This window comes from Flavobacterium sp. (genome assembly GCF_027483985.1).
Lineage (GTDB): Bacteria > Bacteroidota > Bacteroidia > Flavobacteriales > Flavobacteriaceae > Flavobacterium.
Genome location: NZ_JAIXTJ010000024.1, coordinates 139,923 through 164,774, shown reverse-complemented (window position 1 = coordinate 164,774; position 24,852 = coordinate 139,923). Strand labels below are relative to the sequence as shown.

The 24,852-nt window shown below is 33.0% G+C and carries 23 protein-coding genes and 6 tRNA genes; 16 read left to right on the top strand and 13 right to left on the bottom strand.

The genetic code is table 11. The features are described 5' to 3' along the window. The first annotated feature begins 53 nt into the window (after positions 1-53). The 3 genes from Q0050_RS06510 (at position 54) to Q0050_RS06500 (ending at position 3,657) form a co-directional block, all read left to right on the top strand. Positions 54-2,219 carry an erythromycin esterase family protein gene (locus Q0050_RS06510; RefSeq protein ID WP_298393480.1) on the top strand — a complete coding sequence of 722 codons (2,166 nt, stop codon included), beginning with the start codon at positions 54-56 and terminating at the stop codon, positions 2,217-2,219. Positions 2,220-2,365: 146 nt separating this feature from the next. Next, complete coding sequence (locus Q0050_RS06505) at positions 2,366-2,725, top strand: hypothetical protein (RefSeq protein ID WP_298393478.1); 360 nt, start codon at positions 2,366-2,368, stop codon at positions 2,723-2,725. Positions 2,726-2,856: 131 nt separating this feature from the next. Next, on the top strand, positions 2,857-3,657 hold the full coding sequence (locus Q0050_RS06500) for a DUF1963 domain-containing protein (protein ID WP_298393476.1): 801 nt from the start codon (positions 2,857-2,859) through the stop codon (positions 3,655-3,657). A gap of 405 nt (positions 3,658-4,062) precedes the next feature. On the opposite strand, the gene Q0050_RS06495 is transcribed toward Q0050_RS06500, so the two are convergent. The 10 genes from Q0050_RS06495 to Q0050_RS06450 form a co-directional block, all read right to left on the bottom strand. Then, a complete protein-coding gene (locus Q0050_RS06495) occupies positions 4,063-4,608 on the bottom strand; it encodes a 3'-5' exonuclease (RefSeq protein ID WP_298393474.1) in 546 nt (181 codons plus the stop codon). 60 nt (positions 4,609-4,668) lie between these two features. Beyond that, positions 4,669-5,766 carry a slipin family protein gene (locus Q0050_RS06490; RefSeq protein WP_298393472.1) on the bottom strand — a complete coding sequence of 366 codons (1,098 nt, stop codon included), beginning with the start codon at positions 5,764-5,766 and terminating at the stop codon, positions 4,669-4,671. A gap of 516 nt (positions 5,767-6,282) precedes the next feature. Beyond that, positions 6,283-6,348, bottom strand: a tRNA-OTHER gene (locus tag Q0050_RS06485). 299 nt (positions 6,349-6,647) lie between these two features. Further along, on the bottom strand, positions 6,648-7,658 hold the full coding sequence (locus tag Q0050_RS06480; RefSeq protein ID WP_298393470.1) for an RNA ligase, Rnl2 family: 1,011 nt from the start codon (positions 7,656-7,658) through the stop codon (positions 6,648-6,650). 133 nt (positions 7,659-7,791) lie between these two features. Further along, positions 7,792-7,864: transfer RNA gene (locus Q0050_RS06475), tRNA-Leu, on the bottom strand. 6 nt (positions 7,865-7,870) lie between these two features. Continuing rightward, positions 7,871-7,942 (bottom strand) — tRNA-Pro (locus Q0050_RS06470). Between the two features lie 10 nt (positions 7,943-7,952). Continuing rightward, positions 7,953-8,023, bottom strand: a tRNA-His gene (locus tag Q0050_RS06465). 195 nt (positions 8,024-8,218) lie between these two features. Further along, positions 8,219-8,289 (bottom strand) — tRNA-Asp (locus Q0050_RS06460). A gap of 24 nt (positions 8,290-8,313) precedes the next feature. After that, positions 8,314-8,385: transfer RNA gene (locus tag Q0050_RS06455), tRNA-Asn, on the bottom strand. A 66-nt stretch (positions 8,386-8,451) separates the two neighbouring features. Next, entirely contained in the window at positions 8,452-8,598 is a 147-nt protein-coding gene (locus tag Q0050_RS06450; protein ID WP_298393468.1) for a hypothetical protein, read from the bottom strand. 890 nt (positions 8,599-9,488) lie between these two features. On the opposite strand from Q0050_RS06450, the gene Q0050_RS06445 reads away from it, so the two are divergent. Together Q0050_RS06445 and Q0050_RS06440 are read left to right on the top strand one after the other, a co-directional pair. Further along, on the top strand, positions 9,489-10,487 hold the full coding sequence (locus Q0050_RS06445; protein WP_298393466.1) for an AraC family transcriptional regulator: 999 nt from the start codon (positions 9,489-9,491) through the stop codon (positions 10,485-10,487). A gap of 92 nt (positions 10,488-10,579) precedes the next feature. Further along, a complete protein-coding gene (locus Q0050_RS06440) occupies positions 10,580-11,347 on the top strand; it encodes an SDR family oxidoreductase (protein WP_298393464.1) in 768 nt (255 codons plus the stop codon). Between the two features lie 72 nt (positions 11,348-11,419). On the opposite strand, the gene Q0050_RS06435 is transcribed toward Q0050_RS06440, so the two are convergent. The 3 genes from Q0050_RS06435 to Q0050_RS06425 form a co-directional block, all read right to left on the bottom strand. Beyond that, positions 11,420-12,925, bottom strand: coding sequence for a phage tail sheath C-terminal domain-containing protein (locus Q0050_RS06435; protein WP_298393462.1), 1,506 nt, complete (start codon positions 12,923-12,925; stop codon positions 11,420-11,422). A gap of 269 nt (positions 12,926-13,194) precedes the next feature. Continuing rightward, positions 13,195-13,995, bottom strand: a complete 801-nt coding sequence (locus tag Q0050_RS06430; RefSeq protein WP_298393460.1) for a TatD family hydrolase — start codon at positions 13,993-13,995, stop codon at positions 13,195-13,197. 291 nt (positions 13,996-14,286) lie between these two features. After that, a complete protein-coding gene (locus Q0050_RS06425) occupies positions 14,287-15,708 on the bottom strand; it encodes an RtcB family protein (protein ID WP_298393458.1) in 1,422 nt (473 codons plus the stop codon). Positions 15,709-16,101: 393 nt separating this feature from the next. Here Q0050_RS06425 and Q0050_RS06420 point away from each other — a divergent pair, with 393 nt between their 5' ends. The 11 genes from Q0050_RS06420 to Q0050_RS06370 all read left to right on the top strand — a co-directional run bounded on the left by Q0050_RS06420 (position 16,102) and on the right by Q0050_RS06370 (position 24,721). Next, positions 16,102-16,713 (top strand): hypothetical protein, encoded by a 612-nt coding sequence (locus tag Q0050_RS06420; protein ID WP_298393456.1) that lies wholly within the window; start codon positions 16,102-16,104, stop codon positions 16,711-16,713. Positions 16,714-16,739: 26 nt separating this feature from the next. Continuing rightward, a complete protein-coding gene (locus tag Q0050_RS06415) occupies positions 16,740-17,261 on the top strand; it encodes a GNAT family N-acetyltransferase (RefSeq protein WP_298393454.1) in 522 nt (173 codons plus the stop codon). 76 nt (positions 17,262-17,337) lie between these two features. Further along, positions 17,338-18,351 carry a WYL domain-containing protein gene (locus Q0050_RS06410; protein ID WP_298393452.1) on the top strand — a complete coding sequence of 338 codons (1,014 nt, stop codon included), beginning with the start codon at positions 17,338-17,340 and terminating at the stop codon, positions 18,349-18,351. A gap of 86 nt (positions 18,352-18,437) precedes the next feature. Continuing rightward, positions 18,438-18,875: a hypothetical protein gene (locus Q0050_RS06405; protein WP_298393450.1), complete on the top strand. Its 438-nt coding sequence runs from the start codon at positions 18,438-18,440 to the stop codon at positions 18,873-18,875. Positions 18,876-19,006: 131 nt separating this feature from the next. Further along, entirely contained in the window at positions 19,007-19,408 is a 402-nt protein-coding gene (locus Q0050_RS06400) for a hypothetical protein (protein WP_298393448.1), read from the top strand. Between the two features lie 197 nt (positions 19,409-19,605). Continuing rightward, on the top strand, positions 19,606-20,421 hold the full coding sequence (locus tag Q0050_RS06395) for a hypothetical protein (RefSeq protein ID WP_298393447.1): 816 nt from the start codon (positions 19,606-19,608) through the stop codon (positions 20,419-20,421). A gap of 157 nt (positions 20,422-20,578) precedes the next feature. Then, on the top strand, positions 20,579-20,953 hold the full coding sequence (locus tag Q0050_RS06390; RefSeq protein WP_298393444.1) for a hypothetical protein: 375 nt from the start codon (positions 20,579-20,581) through the stop codon (positions 20,951-20,953). A gap of 258 nt (positions 20,954-21,211) precedes the next feature. Further along, positions 21,212-21,892: a hypothetical protein gene (locus Q0050_RS06385; RefSeq protein ID WP_298393443.1), complete on the top strand. Its 681-nt coding sequence runs from the start codon at positions 21,212-21,214 to the stop codon at positions 21,890-21,892. A gap of 187 nt (positions 21,893-22,079) precedes the next feature. Then, a complete protein-coding gene (locus tag Q0050_RS06380; RefSeq protein WP_298393441.1) occupies positions 22,080-22,628 on the top strand; it encodes a DUF4738 domain-containing protein in 549 nt (182 codons plus the stop codon). A 155-nt stretch (positions 22,629-22,783) separates the two neighbouring features. Continuing rightward, a complete protein-coding gene (locus tag Q0050_RS06375) occupies positions 22,784-24,127 on the top strand; it encodes a hypothetical protein (RefSeq protein WP_298393439.1) in 1,344 nt (447 codons plus the stop codon). A gap of 171 nt (positions 24,128-24,298) precedes the next feature. After that, positions 24,299-24,721: a hypothetical protein gene (locus tag Q0050_RS06370; RefSeq protein ID WP_298393437.1), complete on the top strand. Its 423-nt coding sequence runs from the start codon at positions 24,299-24,301 to the stop codon at positions 24,719-24,721. Positions 24,722-24,852: the final 131 nt, after the last annotated feature.

Sequence of the window (24,852 nt, the reverse complement as noted above, 5' to 3'; positions counted from 1 at the left end):
AGATTGAGAAACTTTTGCATAACGTCCAAAAAAAACTCAAAAAGAATAAATAAATGAGCAAAAAGATAGTTTACATCATCATAAATTTACTTTTTTTAAATGTAAATGCTCAAATATTTAATCCGAAGACTAGTGCCCTTGCAGAAAATCTAACGGCACAAGATTTTTCATTTTTAAAAGAGGAATTAAAAAATGTTCAAGTCGTAATGCTTGGCGAAAATACTCACTTTGATGGAAATGTGTTTGAAGTAAAAACAGAAATTATAAAATACCTACACCAAGAATTAGGTTTTACTACCATCGCTTTTGAATCGGGTGTTTATGATATCTGGAAAGCACAAAAATATATACTTAGTGGTGAAAATACTAAAACAGCTTTTGAAAAATCATTGTTTCCTATTTGGAGTAGAACAAAAGAATTTCAAAGTTTCATAGAGTTCTTCGACAAAAACAAATCGAAATTAAAAGTAATTGGTTTTGACAGTCAAATCACCGGTGACTATGGTGAAAGAGAACTTATCAAAGATTTATATGATTATTGTAATCAAAATCAGCTCGCTTTCAAATTAAATAAAGAGGACCTTGAATTAGTAATTGAATCTATAAATAATTCGGGCGTATTTGACGAAGGTGATATCACTTATGAAAAATATAGAACTGCTTTAAACAACTTACTAACCAATATTGATAAAAAACCAACAGAAGAAATTCATTTAGTTTGGAAACAAATCATTAAAAATCTATTGGCAATTGGCGAAGCTAGCTATGCTACAAGCGAACCTATTGTAAGCACATTTTACACAACATCCGATGACAATAATCGAGATAAACAGATGGCTGACAATTTATTAGCTTATATAAAAACGCATCCTAATGAAAAGATAATTTGTTGGGGTGCCAATGCACATTTTGTAAACGATGTCTCTTCCATAAAAACAGTAATTCTAAAAGACCACATTCCGATGGGTTCTTATTTAAAAAAAGAATTAAATAACAAAATATATAGTTTAGCAGCAGTAACAGCAGCTGACTCTATCTATTTAAATAATGTTTGGAGTAAAACACCATTACACAAAAACTCTTTTGAGCAATTTCTAAAAGATAAAAACAAAGCACATTTATTTGTATCGTCCAACCAAGAGGATATGAAAACAACACAACTTAACCGATTCTTTAGTCCAATAGATTTTGTCGAAGCTAGATTAGATCTACTACATGATGGCTATCTTTTCTTTAACCAAGTAAAGCAATCAACAGTTGTTGAAAGTGAAGAAAATAGCCAAATAGCATCTATCAAATCAACAAATGCAACAGCAAGATTTATTGACATTCAAAAGCAAAAAATTAAACCAGCAGCAACTGTTTTAGACGAAATTGTAATAATCAATTATACCAAAAAATTCACTTATTCCATTGTCCGCAAAGCCATAGAAAACAGTAGCAAAAACTATCCAAACCAATCGTTTAGTTCGCAACAACATACCAATATCGATATTAAATTACAGAATCAATCGATTACCAATTTAGATTTTATCAACAATCAATTTGACCGTGGATACAATCAATCTGATAGAAATTCGAAACAACTTGTAGCAATAAAATGGAACAGTCAAAAGGAGTACAAACCCACAAATATTCGTCAGTTTAGAAGTCTAACTTACAACAATCCGATAATGTACAGTAGTTGTTTTAATAGTAGAAAATCCAAAAAATTTGTCTATAAAATAACCGAGGTAATAAAATACAATAATAAAACAATCTATGTTATCAATTTTTCAATACCACGAAATCACTACACGTACACTTCACGACAAATTACTGGAAATTATTCTGGAACAATGTACATTAATAAAGATGATTTTGCTATCGTAAAAATTATCGAGAATTGGGAGTTTATGGAAAATCCCGAAACTTCAAAATACGATCTTTATGGATGGAATGAAAAATTCATTACTAAAGAAATAAATTCAGAAACTATAGAAACGAATTTTGAAAAAATAAACAATCATTATTTTTTAACAAACTCTGAAATTGAAATTACTGGAAAATTATTTGATCAAGAGAAAAAGTCTTACCAATTTAAAATATATATAGATTCATCATGGGATAATTTCCAAATAGAAAATCCAATAAAAATTGCTTACAAAGAGGAAATAGAATTATTTGATAAAGTAAAATACAACGCTACTTTTTGGGAAAATTATCAAATAACAAAGTAGAGTCAAAAATATTTTTTTTTAGAAACTCGTTCGGGTGTATAGTAGTAAAATACTATAAAACAATAATGTATAGTTTTAACTTCCGTTAATTTTTATAAATTTACAGAAACCAAGTAAAGAAAATTGACAACCCTAGAATTATTTGTATGATGAATAGCAAACTAAAAACTAATTTAATAGCAATGCAACATTTGGTTGTTGCTTTAATATTAATCCCAAAAGGATACGACAAAATCCAACATCATTACAACTTAATCGGCTGGATTATTTTATCGATGGGAATTGTAGTTTTAGGCTATTTCATTTACCAAAAGATAAAAAAAACAAGCAATCATTATGTTACTATTGCAGTACATCTCTTTGAAAGTACCGCGCTGTTCCTAACATCGTATGTCTACTTTATTGAAGGAAAAAGATTTTTACCCTACATAACACTTCTTGCAGGAATCGGTTTCTTAATCGCAAGCCTACTTCATAGTTATAAGTTAGTTAAAGCAAAAAATTAAACAAAATACTTTTATTAAATCACCATCAACAAAAAATGGGATTATTTGACTTTTTCAAAAAGAATAGAAAACATATAGAAACCATTTTATTATTTTAATACATTAGCCAAACTAACCAAAACTAAAAGGATATGGGATTTTTCAACTGGTTTTCAAGCAAAAAAGAAACTACTGCTCCAAAGGCGGCTCCAAGCGAATTGGATGTAGAAACTAAATACCAAAAAGTAATAACCGAATTAGAAAAATACAAAAGGACCGCCTATTTACCAGTTCTAAAAGACACTGCTAAAACATTTTCAACAGACTCCAAATATGGTGGTTATCCATACTTAAGAAACGAAAAGGATTGGCCTGTGTGCGAAAATTGTAAAAAACACATGCCGTTGTTTTTGCAATTAAACCTCAACGAATTGCCTACAAAAAAAGATAATGGATTGATTCAACTTTTTTATTGCACTAACCATGAAGAAGATTGCGAAGGCGAACTAGAAGCCTACTTACCCTTTTCAAAAGCGTCGGCTTGCAGAAAGATTGAAATTCAAAATCCATCTGCTGAAATCAAGCCCAACGCCATCGAAATTTTCGACGAAAAACGAATCGTAGATTGGGAAGCCAAAGACGATTATCCACATCCTGAAGAATATGATTTACGCAACATTGATGTGGATATCGACATCGATGACCTTTACGAATTAATGGAAGAACGAAATCGCGGACTTACCATCTCATCAGACAAATTATTTGGTTGGCCTTATTGGATTCAATCCGAAGAATATCCCTACGATCGCAAAACAGAAAGCCTAATGGAATTAGTTTACCAAATAGGTGAAAGTGAAATCATACCCTACATGTTCGGTGACTTAGGAATCGGCCATATAACCCAAAGCCCAGATAACGACAAAGAACTCGGCTTCGGCTGGGCTTGCTCCTAAGCAAAACAAACAACAATAAAATTGAAGTTCCTAAAGAATGGCAAACCATCCCAAATTTGTCATTCTGAGGAACGAAGAATCCCACTAGAAACTAACCAAAGAAACCAACCAACGAAACTAAAACCCCAATAATAACCCCAACTTTTTCATTCTGAGGAACGAAGAATCCCACCAGAAACTAACCAAAGAAACTCCACTTTTTTTGTCATTCTGAGGAACGAAGAATCCCACTAGAAACTCACCAACGAAACTCCACCCCACTTTGTCATTCTGAGGAACGAAGAATCCCACTAGAAACTCACCAAAGAAACTCACCAGAGAAACTCCAAAAAATACTCCCTTCAAAATCCATCAACAATAGATTCATAAAAAAAAAACCACGAGCAATTACTCGTAGTTTCTTTATCATTGTCCCAAACACCAATGCAAAATCTTCGCAATATTCTTTGCATCGTCCACACCTCGATGATGCGTTCCTTCAAGTGGAAGGTTCAGCATGTGCAACGCTCCATTCATTCCGGTAGGCTTTTGCAAGCCATAAACATCGGCAAACAAAACTTTGACGTTAATATGCTCCTCACCCATTGGATAAGGAACTCCAAAAGATTGACACTGCTTTTTAAGCATGTTCAAATCGTATTGTCCATAACTCGCCCAAGTGTATAAATCAGGAGCATACTCATCGACCAATCTATCGATAGCTTCTTGAAAAGAAACGCCTTCTTTGTCAAGCAATTCGGGTGTAATCGTTGTCAACTCGGTACAAAACGAACTCACTTTGGAACGTTGGGGTTTAACTAAAATACCTCTGTTTTTGGAAATTGTGCCAGTTTGTGTATCCAAAACCGCTAATCCTATTTCTATGATTTCATTTTCTTGTCCCTGCGGAACTGGACCTTGCCAACACGTGGCTTCCAGGTCAATAATTATAATTTTATCTGTAGTTTTCATTTTTTTAATTTTAAAATATTTTACATAAAACCACGAACAGTTTCCCATTCGTGGTTTTCCTTATTTAACGAAAATCTCTTTCAATTGACCAATGACGTTTCCAGAACCCGAAATGGTGATCTCACCAATTTTATCCGCAATCTTTTCAACGTATTCCATCTCTTTCAATTTCCACAACATTTCGTTTTCTTCCATTAATTTGGCGGTGTTCAACATACTTCGCATGGCTGCAGTTTCTTCTCGCCTCATAATGCTGTTGGCCTGCGCTTTCTTTTCCGCAACCAATACCTGATTCATAATCTCTTTCATATCGCCAGGCAAAATGACATCTCTAATACCAGCGTTGAAAACAGTCAAACCCAAACTGCTGATTTTCTCGGTAACTTGTTCCAAAATTTCTTTAGATATAGTATCTTTTCTTTGCAACAATTCATCTAAAGTAAAACCACCTACAAAAGCTCGCAACGCCAATTGCATAGCCACATACAACTGCTTATCGTACTCTTTGTTGTTAATCAAAGCTTTAACAATATCAACCACTTGGTAGTTTACAAAGAAATTGATTCGCAATGCCGCTTTATCTTTAGTCAACAACTCTTGACCAGAGATTTCCATTTGTTGTTGTCTGATATCAATACCTTTAACTTCTACTGAAATCGCATTGTTCCAAAAGTAGTAAGTTCCAGCAGTCAATTCTTTTACAAACGAACCGTTGACAAACAACAAGGCTTTTTCATAGTTAAACACTTGAAATTTTCTCGTGAAAGGTCTAACTTTCAAATGTTCTAATAAAGTAACTGGAATTTGCTCAGTGATATTTACTTTAGACAAATCGGCTTTTACAAATTTGTTTTCTGCATAACCCTTCCAAAAAGCATACCTTCCAGTGGTCAATACTTCTTTGAAAATACCATTTACAAAGTACAAAGCAATCTCATTATCCGCAACCTCAACTACTTCCAACATCGAAGCCAACTGCTCATTTTGCATCAAAATAGTTAATTCCACCTGAGCAACAAAGGCATTCTTCATTTCATAAAGCATTACATTTTTGTCACCAAAAATCCAAAATGAACCTTCTTGTAATACTTCAACTAACTTTCCATTTTTGAACACCAAACCCACTTGGTAAGCATTCACTTTAATTTTTCTAATCATAATTTCTACTTGTTTAACCACAAAGACACTAAGCCACAAAGGATATTATTTTCTTTAGGTAATTCTTAATATAAAAAGCATAAAGACCCAATCTTTTATCTATCCTATTCACTCCTTACTCTTTACTCTTTACTCTTTACTATTCACTATTTACTATTTGTAAAAAAACCTGTTTGTCTTCATCCTCAGATGCCAACGGAAAACAAAGTGGTTGTAGTTCCTTTACCTTGGTTTGCCATTCTATTTTACAAATTCCAAATGGTACGCCATCTTTATTTGCAATCAAATCTTAAAGCAACATAAATTCCTTTCAATTCCTTTCATTTTCAGGTCGTATCTTGAGTGCATCATTTGAACACTATTTTTCACTTTTGCCGACAAAGACAAACCTGTTTCTTTTTTTGGTACATTAATTTTAAGAGCTATGTTACTCTGATTTTTAGATTTTGAGTCTAAAAAGGGACAAGCTACATTAAAAGTGTAGTGCTCTAGACCGCTTGAGCTATCGCATCGAATTGCGAGCAGGATTCGAACCTGCGTATCCAAATTACTATTGTTCTAACCAAACTGAACTACCTCATTCGCAAACGAGAGTGGGATTCGAACCCACGACCCATAGTGGTAGATGGTTTTTTGGAAAAATCACCCGAAACCTCCAAATCAAGTTGAACAGTATAACATCATCCGCTACTGCGAAAAGTGTACTACAATAGTGCTATACAGAAACACCCAACAAGACTTGTTTGATATTTTATTCCTTATAATATTTGTCATTCCGACAAAGGAGGAATCTCATAATTTTAGTAAATCAATGAACGTATTTTTTTCTTGAACAAAGATTTCAAAACCACTGCGCAATTATTCTGCGCAGTGAAAATAAATTACATTTTTAGAGTCATAAACTCCTCTTTAATCAATTGGATACTTACCTTATTTAAATGCTTGGTAAGGACTTTTTGATCTTCCTTTTCTAATGAAACAAAGATTTCTGAATGCTCTTTCATAAAATCAGTTAAAACGTCTTGTGCAAACAAACCAATAATTTTTCCCATCAATTTGGGTGTGAATTCACCTTCTTTACTCAATACATTGTACAACCTATTGGTCGTAATAAAAGTTTGTAATACTTCCCAAATAGCTTTTGCATTCTCTGTAAAAACAACTTCTTCAGTAGTCGTTTTGTCTCTTTTGACTTTGGTTTTCTCTGACCATTTGTCGTTTTTGTGTTTCAAAATCACACGAGAACCATTTCGAAAAAACTTGGTTGTTTTAGGTCTGATAATCGTTCCTTCAGTGATGTTGTTTTCCAATTTTGGCAAACCCAACCATTCTGGAATTTTAGAGTTGAACTCATTTGGAAATTTCAAAGCTTCCTCCAAAGTACCTTCAAACAACGTTTTTGCATAAAAAAAATCCATCGCTTCAAAGAAAGTAGTTGCAGTGGCTACATCTAAATAATGGCTACCATCCAACTTAATATCGAAAGCATAAAAATCATTATCAGGACTATAATCAATACCTTTTTGAACTTTAATAGCCTCTTTTATTGGCGCCACATCATTATGATTATAATGGCCACCAAACAATTCGCCATAAACGACCACCGTCATCATATCGGGAAAGCTTTCTTTTACTTTTTCAAATAATTGCAACACTTTATCGTGGTACTTTTCAGCCACCTTTTGAGCGTTGTAAAAGATTTCATTTTCGTAAATAAAATCGGTTCGTTTAGCTATCTTCACTTCCTTTCCATCCGTAAGGAAAGAAAAGTTAGCACCGTGAACTTTCTCTTGTACCACATAGGTTTCTTTATCAAAACCGTGCATGATAATGTGTCCCAAAACTTCTTTTTGGTAAGCATTTTCTATCGAATTGTATTTTTTAAATTCCATTGTCTTTTTCTTTTTTAAATTAATTACTCTTTCAAATCAATTATTAATAATTTGTGAAACAGATTCGAGTTGAACGAATACCTTTAGTTCTTCAGACTAACGTGCATACCACATACACCACTGTTCCTTTTTGTACAGGAAGAAGGACTCGAACCTTCAAAATTCAGATCCTAAATCTGACGCGTATACCATTCCGCCATTCCTGCATTTTGTCTGAGAAGCAGGATTCGAACCTGCGACCTCTCGCGTCCAAGGCGAGTAAACAACCACCGTTATCTTCTCAGTTATATTTTGGGTGTTTTCGGGAATCGAACCCTGTTCTTCAAATCCACAGTTTGATATTTTACCAATTAAACTAAAAACACCATTTTATTTTTTCCAATATGTTAATAACAATCTTAGTACCTCGTCACTTCGAGTGATTTTAGAAAAACTGCGATTAGCTGTTTTGCTAAAATTGTATCGAGAAGCTTTTGTTTTCAGTAGTTCTCGATACACTGGAAGTGACGATAGACTTATACTGAACACTAAAAACTGAACACTGATCACTAAAAAATTTGCGGCTTATACGAGAATCGAACTCGTAGTTCTCGAGAGACAGTCGAGAAGGTTACCATTACCCCAATAAGCCCAGTTCCTTTCTAAAAAAACCTTGCGATTCTGGAAGGATTCGAACCTTCAACCATTGGCTTAACAAGCCACCGCTCTACCGTTGAGCTACAAAATCAGTTACAATAAGGCACAAAAAAAACACCTCGTAAAAGGTGCTTCGTATCATTACAACAGAATACTTCTATTCCATTGGTCTGCATTGATGCACCAATATGTTCTCAAGCCCAAAGTCAAAACTCGGAGCGCCATTCAGTTTATTATGTAGTAAACAATCTTTCATTGCTAAAGCTTTTATTTCCTGTACTTGTAAAATATATCGTGATCTCATTTTTTTTTATTGTATAATGTATTATTGTATTGTTGTATATTGTATTGTTGTATAATGTATTGCTGTAAACTATATTTTCTATTTTCTATTTTCTATTCGCTATTCTCTATTCTCTATTTTCTGTAAAGCGACAACTGACAACTGACAACTGAACACTGATTACTAATTTTCCGCTGCAAAGATAAAGTCAAAAAAAACTAACTTCCAAATTTATTTTTAATTTATTTTATTGATTTTCAATTAGTTATGTTAGATTTTAAACATAGAAAATCCTGTCCACTATTCTAGTAGATGCCTTATTAGCGTCAAATGACTGTCTCTCATTTGGTTACTTTTCAAGGTTATATGGCGCTATAATTATAATTCATTAAACATTTTTTTTCATTTTTTTTATACTGAACTTGTTTCAGCATCTCATTTTTAATCATTTCTCTCTTTTTTCATTACTTTTTTAAATTGTCAAGAATAAAAAATCCATTAAGTATCATTTCTATAAGGTTAATCTAAATGGAAATAGTCTTTATTCTTAACTATTCACTCTTCACCCTTCACTCTTCACTCTTCACTATTCACTATTCACTTTTCACTATTCACTTTTCACTTTTCACTATTCACTATTCACTCTTCACTCTTCACTCACTTTTAAACAAAAAAAAACGTCCCATTTTCATAGGACGTTTTGTATATATTTTGGTATATCTTCTAAAATTAACTCTCAATTTCATAAAAACACCTACAACGTCCACTACATCCAACAGGATATCTTCCTGATGTGCGGTCTAAAGTATGTATTTGCAGCGTTCTCATTTTGTAATTATTTGAGTGCAAATGTAAAAAATAATTGGTAAGACACAACAGTTTCTTACAATTCAATAATTTATAAAGTAAAAATGAATTCAGAATCTAATCAATTCAGTCAAAACCACTATTTTTGTAAACTATTTGAATTTTACAAGATGACGACAATTTCTATCAACGAGTTTTACAAAGAAATATTTAAGGACAAAGGTCCGCTAACGGAACTTTTCTTCAATGAGCAAAGCAATGAAGATATTGGTCACTTTAATATTTTCAACATTGCCGAAATGAATAGTGCTTGCAAAGGGAAATTGGTGATGCCTTACAATCGTAGAACCTATTACAAAATCAGTTTAATCAATGGTCACAATTTAGTCGATTATGCCGACCAGCAAATTGAAATTAAAGACAAAGGAATTCTTTTTGCTTCTCCACGAATTCCATATCGATATTCACCACAGAATGAAAATCAATCGGGATACTTTTGTGTTTTTACTGCCGATTTTATGCACAAATCCAAAACTGCTTTAAACCTTGATACCCTACCTATCTTTAGTAGCAAAAGTGATTTTGTTTTTCAAATAACAGACGAACAATACAATGACATCGAACGCATCTTCCTGAAAATGAATAGCGAAATCCAATCGGATTATGCTTTCAAATACGACTTGTTAAGAAATTATGTTACCGAATTGATTCACACTGGACAAAAACTCAAACCTATTGAAGGCACTAAAGAAAACCACAATGCTACGTCACGCATTTCGTCGCTTTTTATAGAATTACTAGAACGTCAGTTTCCTATTGAATCTATTAATCAAGAATTGCAACTTCGTACAGCTAAAGAATATGCCGAATGTCTTAGTATTCATGTAAATCATCTGAATAAAGTTTTGAAAGAAGTTACAGGAAAAACCACTACCGAAATTATCGCAAGTCGTATTACCCAAGAAGCCAAAATTCTTTTGAAACAAACCGATTGGAATATTTCTGAAATTGCCAATTCCCTCGGATTTGAGGAAGTTGCACATTTCTCTAATTTCTTTAAAAAGCAAACTACTACTTCACCGTTGCATTTTAGAGAAAACTAATTGTTTGATTTTTGCAAATAACACTTTGATTCTTGCAATAGTAAATTGATGGTATATGCTGAATTTTGTAACGTAATTAAATACTAAATAAAATGACAAATACAATAAACAAAATAGCCTTAGTAACTGGCGCAAGTCGTGGACTTGGAAAAAATACCGCACTGCAATTAGCAAAAAGAGGATTTGATGTCGTAATTACCTATCAGTCGAAAAAAGAAGATGCCGAAAACGTAGTATCTGAAATTAACGCATTAGGACAGAAAGCCTTTGCAGTTCAATTGGATATTGCTTCTACAGTCGGATTTGAAGCATTCAAAAATCAGGTAGCTAACATTTTAGAAAATAATTTTGAAGACAGAAAATTAGACGCCTTAGTAAATAATGCCGGAATTGGAATCAATACGCCATTCGAACAGACAACTGAGGAAATGCTGGATACTATGACAAACATTCACTTTAAAGGTCCGTATTTTTTAACTCAAAAATTACTACCGCTTTTAAATGACGGAAGCAGTATTGTAAACACCTCATCAGGATTGGCACGTTTTTCTTTTGTTGGATATTCGGCCTATGGTGCAATGAAAGCAGCAGTCGATTCGTTAACAAGATACCAGGCGTTAGAATTGGGAACCCGAAAAATCAGAGTGAACTCTATCGCTCCAGGTGCCATAGAAACTGATTTTGGTGGTGGATTTGTACGTGACAACAACGATATGAATACTATGATTTCTTCTCAGACCGCTTTAGGTAGAGTTGGCTTGCCTGATGATATTGGTACTGCCGTTGCGTTCTTATGTTCCGATGATTCGAAATGGATTAATGCGCAGCGCATCGAAGTTTCTGGTGGGTTTAAGATTTAACAAAATATACAATGAGAAAAGCCGGAATGTCATGTTCCGGCTTTTTTATAAAACGATGTTATGATGAGGCTTCTATGTTTTCATCATTTGCTGTTGAAACGTGATTTCAATAAATTCAGCCGGACATGAAAGTGCTATCAATACGGTAACCCTCAAAATTCCCTCCAGAATATCATCAGGTGTCATTGTTTCACCAAGACCAACAAAAACCACAAAAGCATCTTCGGGTGTAGCTCCGGCAAGTCCGCCTCGCTTCCATATACCTGTAAGGAAATTAGTTATCATACATTTTACTGTCAGCCAAGTATTGGAAACATTCGGTTCAAATACATACGCTTTTAACGCTTCTTGGATACTCTGTTCCACCATAATGGCTGTACGTCTCACATTTATATAACGCCAATCTTGACTATTGCCATCAAGTGTTCTTGCACCCCATACCATTGTACCTTCTCCTGTAAATTCTCTAATGGTATTGATGGACTTTCCTCCTACTGCATCTACATTCATACCTTCCTGTTCTTCGGAAGAAATTACTACAGACGGACTTTCAATTCCTTGTAAAGCAACATTTGCCGGAGCTTTCCATACACCTCCTGATCCATCGATTAAGGAATAAATTCCTGCCATAGCACCACTTGGAGGTAATTGATTTAAATGTTCACGTATTGCTGTAATAATTGCGGCATAAGTCGGACTTAATTCTAACATATCCAGATGGTACCTGCGTTTCAGCAAGTCGGAAGGATTTTCTTTTTGTCTGTAAGCTAGTACTGTTTCAATTGCTTCGGTTTCACTTGCCGGAAGCATTGAGGCTAATTCTACCGATGCATCGATATTTTCAAAAGTAACCTCATCTTTAGTAACAACGGTAGTGTTAAGCCACGGATAATAGGCCGCACCATACTTTAGAAATTCACTTTGTACACTTTTTCGGAATAAACCTATGGCAGCCTCAGTATCTGTAATTTTTGGCTGTCGCTCCAAATCTAATATTGCGAAGCGGCTCTTCATATCGGCACAATGCAAAAGCATTTTAGTGTATAGTAGGTCATAGCAGTCAGTTCCAAGCGCAATGGCATCAGGAACGGCAATCAGTGCCGGTTCGTACTCGCGTTTAAGTGCTTCAAACGGATCCGCTTTTGTATCGGAACCTGTAAAATCGCTTATTGACATAGCAAAGGAATCTTTATCGCCATACGTATCCACTGAAACAATGTAGCAGACACCGCCACCGTTGGTATAAAATAAGCGAATACTGTTATAAAGATAAGCGGTATTGTTTTCGTTGATTACCACAGTCATTTCTGCACCGTCTACAGCAAACGAAGTATTGTTTTGAGCAGCATCAGCAGGCTTTATCGTAAATTTAGCAGGGAAACCGCGTCCAAAAAATGTTTCATATTCTAAAAGTGATGTTACCCTTGCTGGCTTTCCTTTACATGATTTTCCATTAAATTCTGCTTTGTCGGTGTAACCTATAAACGCTACAACTGAAGACGCTACTTCAATAACAGAATTTGGAAAAGCATTTTGTTCATTTATGTAAACGCCTGGAGATTTTATTGATGGTGGCATGGTTTTCTATTTGGATTATTATTCTTTATCACTTCAATTTTTTATTTATTTTTAATGTGTAGTTTTGGCGCGTCTAACCCAAACGACTTACTGCCCGAAATTACTTCGAAGAGAATTAAGTTTTGGGATTTTAGGTTTTGGATGGTCATTGATATTTTTATTTTAAAATACAGCATCCTCCTGATTAAACTTTACAGTTTGTATTTCTCTTATTCTATCTCCCAAATTTAACAAAAAAATACTACAAAAAACACGTAAAACTACGTGATTTATAGCCCAAAAAAAGCCTCCGCATTTTCAGTGCTGTGTTTGGCGATAACGTCTAAACCAACTCCTTTATATTGAGCAATCGTTCCGGCAACGTAAGGTAAAAAAGCAGGCTCGTTGCGGCGTTCGTGGTACTTAGTCAACAACGTTCTAGGTACTTTTTTGGGTAACATAAAAGGCGCATCGGTTTCAATCAACAACCGATCGAGTGGCACAAACTGCACGACTTCTTTCAAATGCGCAAAACGATTCGTATCACTTATCGCACCAGTAAATCCCAAATAAAATCCTTGATCCAAATAGGTTTTGGCTTCTTGTATCGAACCAGTAAAGCAATGCACTACAGCTTTGGGCAAGTGCGGTAAATAATCCTTCGTGATGGCGACAAAACGACTGAAAGCCGCTCTTTCGTGAAGAAAAAGAGGCTTTTGTACTGCAATGGCCAATTCCAATTGGGCTTTATAACATTGTTCTTGCTTGTCTCGAGGCGAAAAGTCTCGGTCAAAATCGAGTCCGCACTCGCCTACCGAAACCACTTGCTTCTTTTGCAACAATGCCTTGAGTTTGGGAATACTTTGTCCATCAAAACTTTTAGCATCGTGCGGATGAATGCCAGCTGTCGCATATAAAACTCCAGGATAAGCAGCAGCAATCCTAGCCGATTCTTCACTGTTTTTTACACTCGTACCTGTTAAAATCATTTGTATTACATCGGCATCTAACGCATTTTGTATGATGTCATCTGCATCATTGTGGAACTGCTTATTCGTAAGGTTAATTCCAATATCTATATATTTATTCATATTATTTTTTAATTTATTATAAAATCCAATCGTTTTATCCAATTTAAACTATGCGACTTACTGGGTTGCGCAGGAGGATTCGAACCTGCATCTATTGAATTACTAAAGAAAAATCACCGAAAACTGAACACTGAACACTGAACAATGAACACTGCATACTGAATATTGAACACTGAATACTGAATACTGAACACTGAACACTAAACACTGAACACTGAACACTGAACACTGAATACTGAACACTGAACACTAAACACTGAACACTGAACACTGAATACTGAACACTAAACCCTAATCCTCTCTACTCCCATCATCCGCCATTCGAACCAACTTTGGAGTAAAAGTCGCAACCACATCCACCAATTCTTGTTGCGCAGCCATCACTTGATGTATGTCTTTGTAAGCCATTGGTGCTTCGTCTAAACCTGCTCCTATCAAAGTTACACCGTGGTCTTTCAAGATGTCTTGCATTGCGGTTTTCGTAATTGTTTTTTCGGCTTGCGTTCGGCTCATTTGGCGTCCTGCACCATGTGAAGCCGAATTAATCGCGTGCTCCTCACCTTTTCCCCTAACCAAAAATCCAGGTGCAGTCATACTTCCAGGAATGATTCCCATAACGCCTTTTCCAGCTGGAGTAGCTCCTTTTCTGTGAACAATCACTTCTTCGTTATTCCAGATTTCTTTCCAAGCAAAGTTGTGGTGGTTTTCGACTTTGGCTAAAACAGTCGCACCCAACGCACGTTGCATTTTGGTGTGAATAATCTCGTGACACGCTGAAGCATAATCGCCAGCCAAGTTCATCGCAATCCAATATTCCTGACCTAAATCGGTGTTCATATCCAAATAAGCCAAGTTTCTTGCTACTTCGGGTAATTTGCAAACGTCCTTGGCAATTTTAGTGTAATGTCCAGCAACGGTCGCACCAAAACCTCTCGAACCCGAGTGCGTCAATAAAGCCAAATACTTTCCTTTGGGAATGTTTAAGATTTCATCTGCTTTTGCAAATTCCATAATTCCAAATTCCACAAAGTGATTTCCGCCACCAGACGAACCCAATTGCGACCAAGCTTTGTCTTTCAAGTTTTTGATGAAAGAATGTTCGGCAAACAATGGACTTTCTAAAACCGAATGATCGGATTTGTGCTGACCTTGAAAACCGTGACCGGCGCCAAATTTGGTATGGGCAATCAACTCACGTTTGAACTTTGTTTCGTTTTCATAATAAAACGCCTCAGGAATATCGTAAACCGACAAAGCCATTCTACAACCAATATCAACGCCTACACCATACGGAATAATGGCATTTTTAGTAGCTAAAACACCACCGATGGGCAAACCATATCCTTGATGTGCGTCGGGCATTAAAGCTCCAGCAACCGTTACTGGCAATTGCATAGCAACTTCCATCTGTTTTCTTGCGCCGTCTTCAATATTATCCAAACCATAAGCAGCAAAGGCATTCGGATTAGGATTCAATTGTATAAAATCTTCTGGTTTTTCATTGGCTTTTTCAATTAATGCAACCGCCAATTTGCTAAAAATAGCATCATCCATATACTTTTCTGGAGCTTCAAGAACCAATTTAAAAGAAGCCAACATTTGTTCACGAGTAAATCCGTGGCGTTTGCTGTTAATCTTCAAAGCAATGCCAATAATTTGTCCTTGTGGTAATCCTAATTCCTGCAAGTCGAATCCGTTGATTGGTGTTTTCATTTTTTTAATTCTTTAATTTATTAATTTATTTTAACCGTCACTTCGAGTGTTTTTTGGCTATCAATATTCTTCTTATTTACTACAAACGTGTTAGCCAAAAAATGTATCGAGAAGCTTTTACCACTTACCGTCACTTCGAGTGTTTTTTGGCTTTCCATGTTCTTCTTATTTAATACAAACGTGTTAGTCAAAAAATGTATCGAGAAGCTTTTACCACTTACCGTCACTTCGAGTGTTTTTTGGCTTTGTACATTCTTCTTTTTTACTACAAAAGTGTTAGCCAAAAAATGTATCGAGAAGCTTCAAAACAACAACCTCACTTTTCTTCTACAAAGATTTCAAAACTACTGCGCAATTATTTTGCGTAGTCAAAAATAAACTTTACATTTGATTATGAAATTACAAGAAAGATTCAAAAAAGTACTGCTAAATATTGGATTTGAAACCTCCAAAATCGACTACTTATGGACTGATTTAGAAAAGGTGTACTCAGCAAAATCAAGATACTACCACAACTTAACGCATTTAGAAGAAATGATTTCTTTATTCGATAGCCATTGTGCACAGTTGCAATTTCCCAACGAAGTTTTGTACAGCATTTTTTACCACGATTATGTTTATAAAGTCACTCGAAAAGACAACGAACTCAAAAGCGCAGTGCACGCAGTAGAGATTTTGCCCTTGGATACTACGTTGAACAAACAATTGGTTTTTAACATGATTGTGGCAACGCAACACCACCAACACAATGCAATCGAAGACATCAATTGGCTCATTGATTTCGATTTAAAAATACTCTCAAAAGATTGGGAAAACTACAAGACTTATTGCCAACAGATTAGAAAAGAATACAAAATCTATCCAAACCTTTTATACAATCCTGGCAGAAAAAAAGCATTACAACACTTCATAGAAAATCCGTCAATATATCAAACAGAAGTTTTTAGAAACCAATACGAAGCCATAGCAAGAGCAAATATCCAAGCTGAACTTAATTTGCTTTAAGCAAACGACACAAACAGAAAACCATTATGAAAGAAGGTCGCATTCAAAAAATTTCAATAAACGACATCATCCGATTACAAAAAATAGCAAAACAAACCTTTGCAGAAACCTTTGCAGAAAATAATACCGAAGAAAATTTGCAAATCTATCTCGAGGAAGGATTTTCTGTTGAAAAATTGACATCCGAATTAAATAATCCAAATGCCGAATTCTATTTTGCGATTAAAGAAAATAATCCAATTGGCTACTTGAAAATCAATTTCGGACCAGCGCAAACCGAATTACAAGACGATTCCAGTTTAGAAATAGAACGCATTTATGTCTTAAAAGAATACCACGGACAAAATATCGGACAACTATTGTTTGAAAAAGCACATGAAATAGCCAAATCAAAAAAGGTAGCCTACATCTGGCTTGGCGTTTGGGAAGAAAACCACAGAGCATTAAGTTTTTACAAAAAAAATGGTTTCGAAGTATTCAACAAACACCTATTCAAATTAGGATCAGAAGAACAAACCGACCTAATGATGAAACTAACTCTAAAATAAACCAAAAACAATAAACAACAAACAATAAACCATAAACAACAAACAACTGAAAACTGAAAACTGAAAACAGAACAAAATGGCCCAAAACAAAAACGCCCTAATCCGCTACAAAACCATTGATAAATGCCTACAAAACCGTTACCGAACTTGGACGCTGGACGATTTAATCGATGCCGTGAGCGAGGCTTTATTTGAATATGAAGGCAAAGAAAATCCGGTAAGTAAGCGTACCATTCAATTAGACATTCAGTTGATGCGAAGTGAGAAATTGGGCTACAACGCACCTATTGTGGTCTATGATAAAAAGTATTATAAATATGAAGATGAGGAATTCACAATTACGGATATTCCGCTAACAGAAACCGATATTAATGTGTTGTCTGAAACGGTATCGATGCTCAAACAGTTCAAAGATTTTTCCCTATTCAACGATGTATCGGATATTTTACAGAGGTTAGAAGACAAAATTTATGCAGAGAAATCGCATACACAACCAGTGATTCATTTAGACAAAAACGAAAACCTCAAAGGATTGCATTTCTTAGACGAACTGTACCAAGCCATCATCAAAAAAGTGGTTTTAAAAATCACCTATAAATCCTTCACTTCTCGTGATGAAAATACGTTTTTGTTTCACGCTTTTATTTTAAAAGAATTCAATAATCGCTGGTTTTTAGTGGGCAAAAAAAGACCGAAAGCGCCGATTTCTAACTTGGCATTAGACCGCATTAGTTCCATTGACTACGATTTTCAAACACCATTTATTGACGAACATTTTGAAGCCGAAAAATTTTATAAAAATGTGGTTGGAGTTACGGTAAATACAGGTTTACAACCCAAAAAAATCGAACTTTGGATCGACCCAACTAACGCACCTTATGTACTAACAAAACCCATGCATCAAACCCAACGCCTCATCAAAACCAACGACGACGGAAGCATTATCATTCACCTTTTTTTGATGCTAAACTACGAGGCAGAACGACTGTTCTTAGGTTTTGGAAACGGTCTAGAAGTTCTGAAACCCGAAGGTCTTCGCAATCGAATGAAAAACATTATCGAAAAAAGTCTAAAACGATACGAACCTTAAAAAACAGAAACCGCTGCACTCTTTTATAGTGAATTGAAAAAGAGCACCACAGTACATAAAACATCAACCTAAAAAAACGCTAAAAAATGAAAAACTTTTTAAAAATAGTCTTAATCTTGTTCTTGATTGCAAGTAGTATGAGTTATGCTCAAAATAAAGAAGTAGAGACTTTGATTCAAAAACTCGACAACAAAGACGCTTACATAGTTTTGACCAAAACAACGTCACCAAGGCTAAAAGGAACCACGGCAAGCAGAATAATTGAAATCGGAAAAATAGCTGCACCAGAATTAATAGCCATTCTTGATAGCCAAAGCCAAGGCATTGCAGCGCATTTCATACTATCGAAAATTTGGGAAGACGATTGGACCGAAGAAGCTTGTTGTTCGATCAGAAACATTGGAGCAATAGAGATTGTAACAATTAACGGACTCGAAATTAGAATTGAAAAAGACGAGTTGTATGCAACGCCAGAAAGTCTAAAAAAGAAAAAAGAAGTTTGGAAGAAGATTTGTCAAGTTTAAAACCTGATGTTAATTTCATTTCAAGGAAGATATTTTTCTATCTTTAACAGCCAAACGAATCAAATGACTTACAGTAGCTATAATTATAATTTGCTGCTAGTCTTTATTGGCGATTTTTTAAAAGCAAAAAAATGAAGTGTTTATCGGCAATCAAACCTATGGCTTTACCTAAGAATTTTTCAAAGTTAGTTTTTATTTTCTTACTCATTTCTCAGATAGCCTTTAGTCAGGATAGTGTTTCTATGCCTAAAAACTTTACAGTGGTTGAAGGTTTAGAATATGTTGGACAAATTACTTTTTATTTAGATAATGAAACCCAAACCGTTTTGGCATTGCAAAACGATAAAATTATATGGAAAGTAGATGCAAAAAATATTCTAGGAAAAAGACACGCAACAAAATCTAAAATGAAGAGTATTGGCATTAGAGGCAAATTTCTAGAAATTGAATACAAAAATAGAAGCTTACGAATCGAAATTGAAAATGGAAATCCAATATTTGAAATAAAAAAATTTCGACCACCAATTTATTGAAAAAAACAAACAGCTAAAAAACGTTGAGCAGGATATCAAATTTTTAATAAACACACAATTAGTTCTGGCAAGAAATTTTATCTTTGATAAAATATAAGTAGCAATTAAACGATATTGGCTAATTTGTTAACTTTATTCCATAGCGGCTATATACTAGTTAGTAGCCATTATCCCAAGACGCTTAAAAAAAGAACTTAATGAGGTACTTTATTAAAATATACTCAATAATTTTAATTTCATTTTTGACAATAAGTTGCAAAAATGAAATTTCTCCTAATATTATTAAAATTGTAGAACCTTTAAAAGATTACACTCGTTTTTATACATTTGATACATTACCTGGAGTAATTTCTAAAAAGTTGGAAAACAAAGCAACAATTAATGAACTTGAGTTACTAATTGAAAATTATAAAAATCCTTACGTTAAAGCAATTGCTATTGATATACTAATTAACAAAAACGAAGAAATTGCATTTGAATTATTTGAAAAACATATAAACTCAAATGATAGTATTGTGTTTAGAACAGAATGTTTAAGAGAAAGTATTTTATTACCAAGTTATATTTTTAACTCTACAATTTTTTCACACAAACAGAGCCTAAAAGAACAGAAAGAAAATAATAAAGAAAAATTTTTTAAAATATTATTTAATCAAGAAAATCTAAATGTGGATTTAGTAGATGAACTGTATTTGTGGCTACCAAATTCTGAAGAATATTATAAAATCATTAGAGAAAATATAGTAAAAAATAAATCCAAAAAATTATTACGAGCTTTAAGTTCATTTAAAAACAAAAATGATGTTGAATTAATTAAAAGTTTTGGACAAGATTCCTTTATTGGAATTGCATATTTTAATGATGATGCTTTTTTGAAAATGTTTGAAAAATACATCAGTATCAATAAAAATTGGCATTACAAATTTGCTTTAAATCAATATCCAAAAAGTAAAACTAAAATGATCTATTTGAAAATAGAAAACTACAATAAAATTAAAAATAACGGCTACTAACAGCAGTTACAAGAAATTGCTAGGCTTGGTCTTTATCAGAAAACATTTTGGCGAATCAAAGTTTTGGTTATATTTGTAATTGACAGTGAATGAAGTACGCAACTTCTTGTAGCTGCGAAACGTTAACTGAAAGTTTACCCCAAAAAAACTGACTAAAATGACTACATTAGAAATTTTGAATTCAAATAAAATTCTAAAAAATTTAATTTATTTTCTTGGAATATTTCCATTATCTTTTATTGTCTCATTATTGGGATTCTATTTTCACGCTGGAATAGTTTTAGGACATTTACCGATTTCAAGTGTAAATGATCCAAAGAACTTTACCTTTTATGAATATTATGCATATCCAATATTATTTTCTTTTACTGGTTCTGTATTTTCATTTTTAGCGTGGATTTTAATATCAATTTACTACTCAAAAACAAATAAAGAAAATTTAGATTTGAAACCTATCATATTAACCCTTTGTTTATTTATTTTTTGTGTTATCCTATTTTTATCAAAAATAACAGAATGGTTTGGCGATTAAAAAAAATATAATTACTGATTAGGCAAATTTTACTCAAGTTGAACAGAAAACAAAAAAGAGGAAAGAATGCAAGTTTTAAATTAATAAAATAAAAAACCTCATAAAAAAACCAGCAGTTAAAAGCGGTTTCAAGAAATGGCAAGGCACGGGATTTATCAGAAATTGGAAGGATTTTAATTTAAAGTATTGTTTATATTTGTAAAGGCTTGGTTTTGGTTCATCGCCACTTCATGAAGCCGCGGAACGTTATCTATAATTATGAAGAAAATTATATTCATATCATACCTTTTCATTATCTCCCAACATATCTTTGGCCAAAAATATGTTGGAATAAACTTTGTAAGCTGTAAAAATGAAGACAGACCGGTCAGTTTGATATTCGAATATTATAAAATTTTTAAAAATGATAGTTTATATAAAACTGATGTCATTGACGAGATTGGGTATTTTGAAATTCTCGAGCCAGCTAAATATTCTGTAGTTTATAAAAACTTGTTTGATGAAGAGATTAGAAGAGAATTCATTATCGATAAAGGTGATAAATACCGCGACTTTCAATTGAATCTTTGTGTAGATAAACTGCAAGATACTATCAAAAAAAAACTGGTCTTTGAATCTATGAAAACTGGTGAAAATATTAAGATTAGATTTAAATATGCTGGTTGTTTTGGAAATAATAATGATTCAATTGTTATACGGAAGGAAAAAAACAAGTACTCGCTAATACATAAGAAACGTAAAAGAAAGCTAAAACCATTTGAGATTAATTATATTGTTGAATACGAAAATGAGTTAAAACATTTAAAAGAGAAAAATTTTATAAGCACGCTGAATGCGGTAAATGAAATTACATTCAATTCAGAAAAATATTTTTATTTTGAACCATCAATTTTTTGGGGTGGATATGAAACGTTAAAGAAAAAACTTAAGCTTAGATAACTATCGCTAATATTGCTTTATATAAATAGCTTGGTTTGCGATTTATTTATAAAACTTCTGTGAAAATCTTTATTCTTGCAAAACAACTTTAGTTTTCAATTATTCGTTATATTTGATGTTGTCATTGACCAAATTAAGCAACTGTCAGAAGCATCAAAACGTTTTAGGCAACTTTAGACCGAACTTAATGAAAAAACTACAAATCTTCGTAATTACATTACTTTTTATATCCTGTAATTCAAAAACTGAAAAGAATTCGGAAACAATAAAACAGATCAATTCATTACATAAAGTTGCAGAAATTGGTACTGAAAAACTTTATCCAATTAAAAAAGGGACCGAAATATTTGATACGTTAATAGTTAATAAACAAATTAATATATCTATTAAACGTAAAGATTTAGATAGTTATGTAGTCCACAAATCTTGGAGTTCAGACAAGATGTTTATAGAAAAATATCGAAATGCCGAAATTATTTTAACAATAAAGCAAAATGAAAATATCATAATCGATACTATATTCAGAAAAGAACAATTTACAAAATCGTTTGGAAAAGAATTTTTAGACATTGCAATATTTCACAATTATTGGTTTAATAAGATTGATGAAAATGGAATCGAATTTTTAGGTGTACTTACTGAACCAGAAACAGACAATTCTTTTGATTTTAATAATTATTTTAATTTCAAAACTAAATCATTAGAGTTTAGTATACCGAAAGAAAGCGAAGAATAAAAGCAGCCCACAACAGCCGTTACAAAAAATAACGTGACAAAGGATTTATCAGAAATTGGAAGGATTTTAATTTAAAGTATTGTTTATATTTGTGAATGCTTGCGGTTAGCTAATAACAAATTCGTGTTGGTACAAACCAAAAAGAACAATACCTAATGAAACAGTTTAAATTTTTATTCTTAGCGGTCGTTTTATTTACTTTCGTTCCATCAAACGGACAAAATAAGGAAAAAATAGAGTATTTGACTTTAGCCAATGCTACGCTCCATAAAACGCAAGCCGACACTTTAATAGCCTTACACAAAAAAATATTTTTTATAAATGATGAAATAAAAAAAATTGAATATAGAATAAATCGTGCAGCTACTTCCTTAGTTAGTATACTAGAATATTACCTTGAGGACAACGAAGATAAAGAACTCACAAAAAAGAAATATCCCGAATGTTCCTTTATTTTTAAAATGGTTAAAAAGGTAGATTCTTTTAAAATTGTAACTACAGAAACCTATGAAAATTTTGTAATAAAAAACGGTCCAGTTCCAAATTCACTAAATAAAAACACTAGCGAGCGAACGGTTTTTAATAACAAAAACCAAATTATTGCTTTTGAGGGCTTCATTAATAACAAAGTCGAAAAAGAACGTTACAAAATTCTTTACAATAAAAAAGGTATCAGTATTCTTGTGTGTGATTTTTTAAGGAAAACATATTCAGTCTTTAAAGATGATGATTATATAGACTTGGAGCGACAGCCCATTGAAACGTTTAATTTTAATGAATTCAACAAACTAAAAGAAAAATATTTTATCAATCAAGATATCAGCTATTACGAGAACGCTGAATTGATACCGACAAATGATTTCATAACAAAATATACTGCAACCGATAGCACTAAAAAGGCAGCATATTTAACTGAAATAGGTACTGAAATAAGTGAAAACAATATCCAAAAAGTAGCCAAATATACTAGATTAAAATATGCTAAAAATCAAATCAAGGAAATCGAATTTTTTGATAACAAAAAGGTAAGTATCGAATATTATTTGGATAAAAACGAGGATATTGAAATCGTTTCAAAAAATTTAAAACAGAAGTATCAAAATTATACTTTAGTCGTAAGCGAACAAAGTAATAAGAACTATTTAAAGCAAACTTATTACCTATACGAAAATGGTACTTTAACAGATAAAATTAGGAAAATAAAAAACCAAGAGGACTTACTAATTGGTATAGAATATTATTCAAAAAAAGACCTTACTAAATTAGATAAATCACTAGCAATAAAAAGATACTATGACAAGAATAATAAATTAGTTTTTGAATGTCATTACAACAACAAAGGAAACTGCCGTTTAATTTTATTATTTCTTAAACCAGATGCATTGCTGGATGTACCAATGAGAATAGATGTTTTTGAAAACAAAAGCAAGTTTAATAATTTCAAAAACAACTACTTCCCAAACGAAGAAATAGAATATTATAGAACCGCAGAACTTTAAAACGAACACACAAGTAACAATTCCAAAAAATAGTTGCAGCCAAAATTTTTGAACACCAAAAAGTGCACTACTTAAAATTTTCTATATTTGTATAGGTTTGGGCTTGGTTAACCGTCAATTTATAAAGCAGTGGAAAGCTATAATCCAGTACAACTCGGTAATCTTATATATATGAAGAAAATAAACTTACTATTGATTCTCATTTTTACTTTTAGTAGCTCAATTGCTCAAACTAAGTTGGTGAGAACTGAGAAATTAATCGCTTGTTTGAAAAATAAAGAATTTATAAAATGGTTTCAAATTTGTCATGAAAATAATGACACAATTTTTATTTACAATAATCTAAGAAGGTTCAAGAATGAAATTCAAGAAAAAACAAATTGTAACAAGCAAATAATAGTTAAAAAGTCTTCAATTAAAATTAACCCCAATAAATTTATACCTGATTGTCAACCGAAACTTGTTCTTTACGGATTTGAAGAAAAAAATGGGATTTATAAACTACGTTTTTTAAGTATTTGCAATAATACACATATGATTATGGAACTAAATTCTATTAATGAAGTAATAAATTATCGGCAAGGGATTTTTTAATTTTAACCAGCACTAAACGCCTTGCAACGCACTTGCGGTTTAGTTTATTTTAAAAAGCATACCTCTTAAGTTAAATTGGATATATTTGTGAATGGCTACCATTAAAAACCCACAACCTCAACAAACTTTCA

Excerpts from the sequence above, each read along its gene's own strand:
- Q0050_RS06445 (WP_298393466.1), top strand. The coding sequence starts at position 9,489 with ATGAATTCAGAATCTAATCAATTCAGTCAAAACCACTATTTTTGTAAA.
- Q0050_RS06510 (WP_298393480.1), top strand. The coding sequence starts at position 54 with ATGAGCAAAAAGATAGTTTACATCATCATAAATTTACTTTTTTTAAAT.
- Q0050_RS06480 (WP_298393470.1), bottom strand. The coding sequence starts at position 7,658 with ATGGAATTTAAAAAATACAATTCGATAGAAAATGCTTACCAAAAAGAA.
- Q0050_RS06380 (WP_298393441.1), top strand. The coding sequence starts at position 22,080 with ATGAAAAAACTACAAATCTTCGTAATTACATTACTTTTTATATCCTGT.
- Q0050_RS06385 (WP_298393443.1), top strand. The coding sequence starts at position 21,212 with ATGAAGAAAATTATATTCATATCATACCTTTTCATTATCTCCCAACAT.
- Q0050_RS06490 (WP_298393472.1), bottom strand. The coding sequence starts at position 5,766 with ATGATTAGAAAAATTAAAGTGAATGCTTACCAAGTGGGTTTGGTGTTC.
- Q0050_RS06405 (WP_298393450.1), top strand. The coding sequence starts at position 18,438 with ATGAAAAACTTTTTAAAAATAGTCTTAATCTTGTTCTTGATTGCAAGT.
- Q0050_RS06435 (WP_298393462.1), bottom strand. The coding sequence starts at position 12,925 with ATGCCACCATCAATAAAATCTCCAGGCGTTTACATAAATGAACAAAAT.
- Q0050_RS06415 (WP_298393454.1), top strand. The coding sequence starts at position 16,740 with ATGAAAGAAGGTCGCATTCAAAAAATTTCAATAAACGACATCATCCGA.
- Q0050_RS06395 (WP_298393447.1), top strand. The coding sequence starts at position 19,606 with ATGAGGTACTTTATTAAAATATACTCAATAATTTTAATTTCATTTTTG.
- Q0050_RS06495 (WP_298393474.1), bottom strand. The coding sequence starts at position 4,608 with ATGAAAACTACAGATAAAATTATAATTATTGACCTGGAAGCCACGTGT.
- Q0050_RS06440 (WP_298393464.1), top strand. The coding sequence starts at position 10,580 with ATGACAAATACAATAAACAAAATAGCCTTAGTAACTGGCGCAAGTCGT.
- Q0050_RS06370 (WP_298393437.1), top strand. The coding sequence starts at position 24,299 with ATGAAGAAAATAAACTTACTATTGATTCTCATTTTTACTTTTAGTAGC.
- Q0050_RS06500 (WP_298393476.1), top strand. The coding sequence starts at position 2,857 with ATGGGATTTTTCAACTGGTTTTCAAGCAAAAAAGAAACTACTGCTCCA.
- Q0050_RS06375 (WP_298393439.1), top strand. The coding sequence starts at position 22,784 with ATGAAACAGTTTAAATTTTTATTCTTAGCGGTCGTTTTATTTACTTTC.
- Q0050_RS06410 (WP_298393452.1), top strand. The coding sequence starts at position 17,338 with ATGGCCCAAAACAAAAACGCCCTAATCCGCTACAAAACCATTGATAAA.
- Q0050_RS06390 (WP_298393444.1), top strand. The coding sequence starts at position 20,579 with ATGACTACATTAGAAATTTTGAATTCAAATAAAATTCTAAAAAATTTA.
- Q0050_RS06425 (WP_298393458.1), bottom strand. The coding sequence starts at position 15,708 with ATGAAAACACCAATCAACGGATTCGACTTGCAGGAATTAGGATTACCA.
- Q0050_RS06505 (WP_298393478.1), top strand. The coding sequence starts at position 2,366 with ATGATGAATAGCAAACTAAAAACTAATTTAATAGCAATGCAACATTTG.
- Q0050_RS06400 (WP_298393448.1), top strand. The coding sequence starts at position 19,007 with ATGAAGTGTTTATCGGCAATCAAACCTATGGCTTTACCTAAGAATTTT.
- Q0050_RS06420 (WP_298393456.1), top strand. The coding sequence starts at position 16,102 with ATGAAATTACAAGAAAGATTCAAAAAAGTACTGCTAAATATTGGATTT.
- Q0050_RS06450 (WP_298393468.1), bottom strand. The coding sequence starts at position 8,598 with ATGAGATCACGATATATTTTACAAGTACAGGAAATAAAAGCTTTAGCA.
- Q0050_RS06430 (WP_298393460.1), bottom strand. The coding sequence starts at position 13,995 with ATGAATAAATATATAGATATTGGAATTAACCTTACGAATAAGCAGTTC.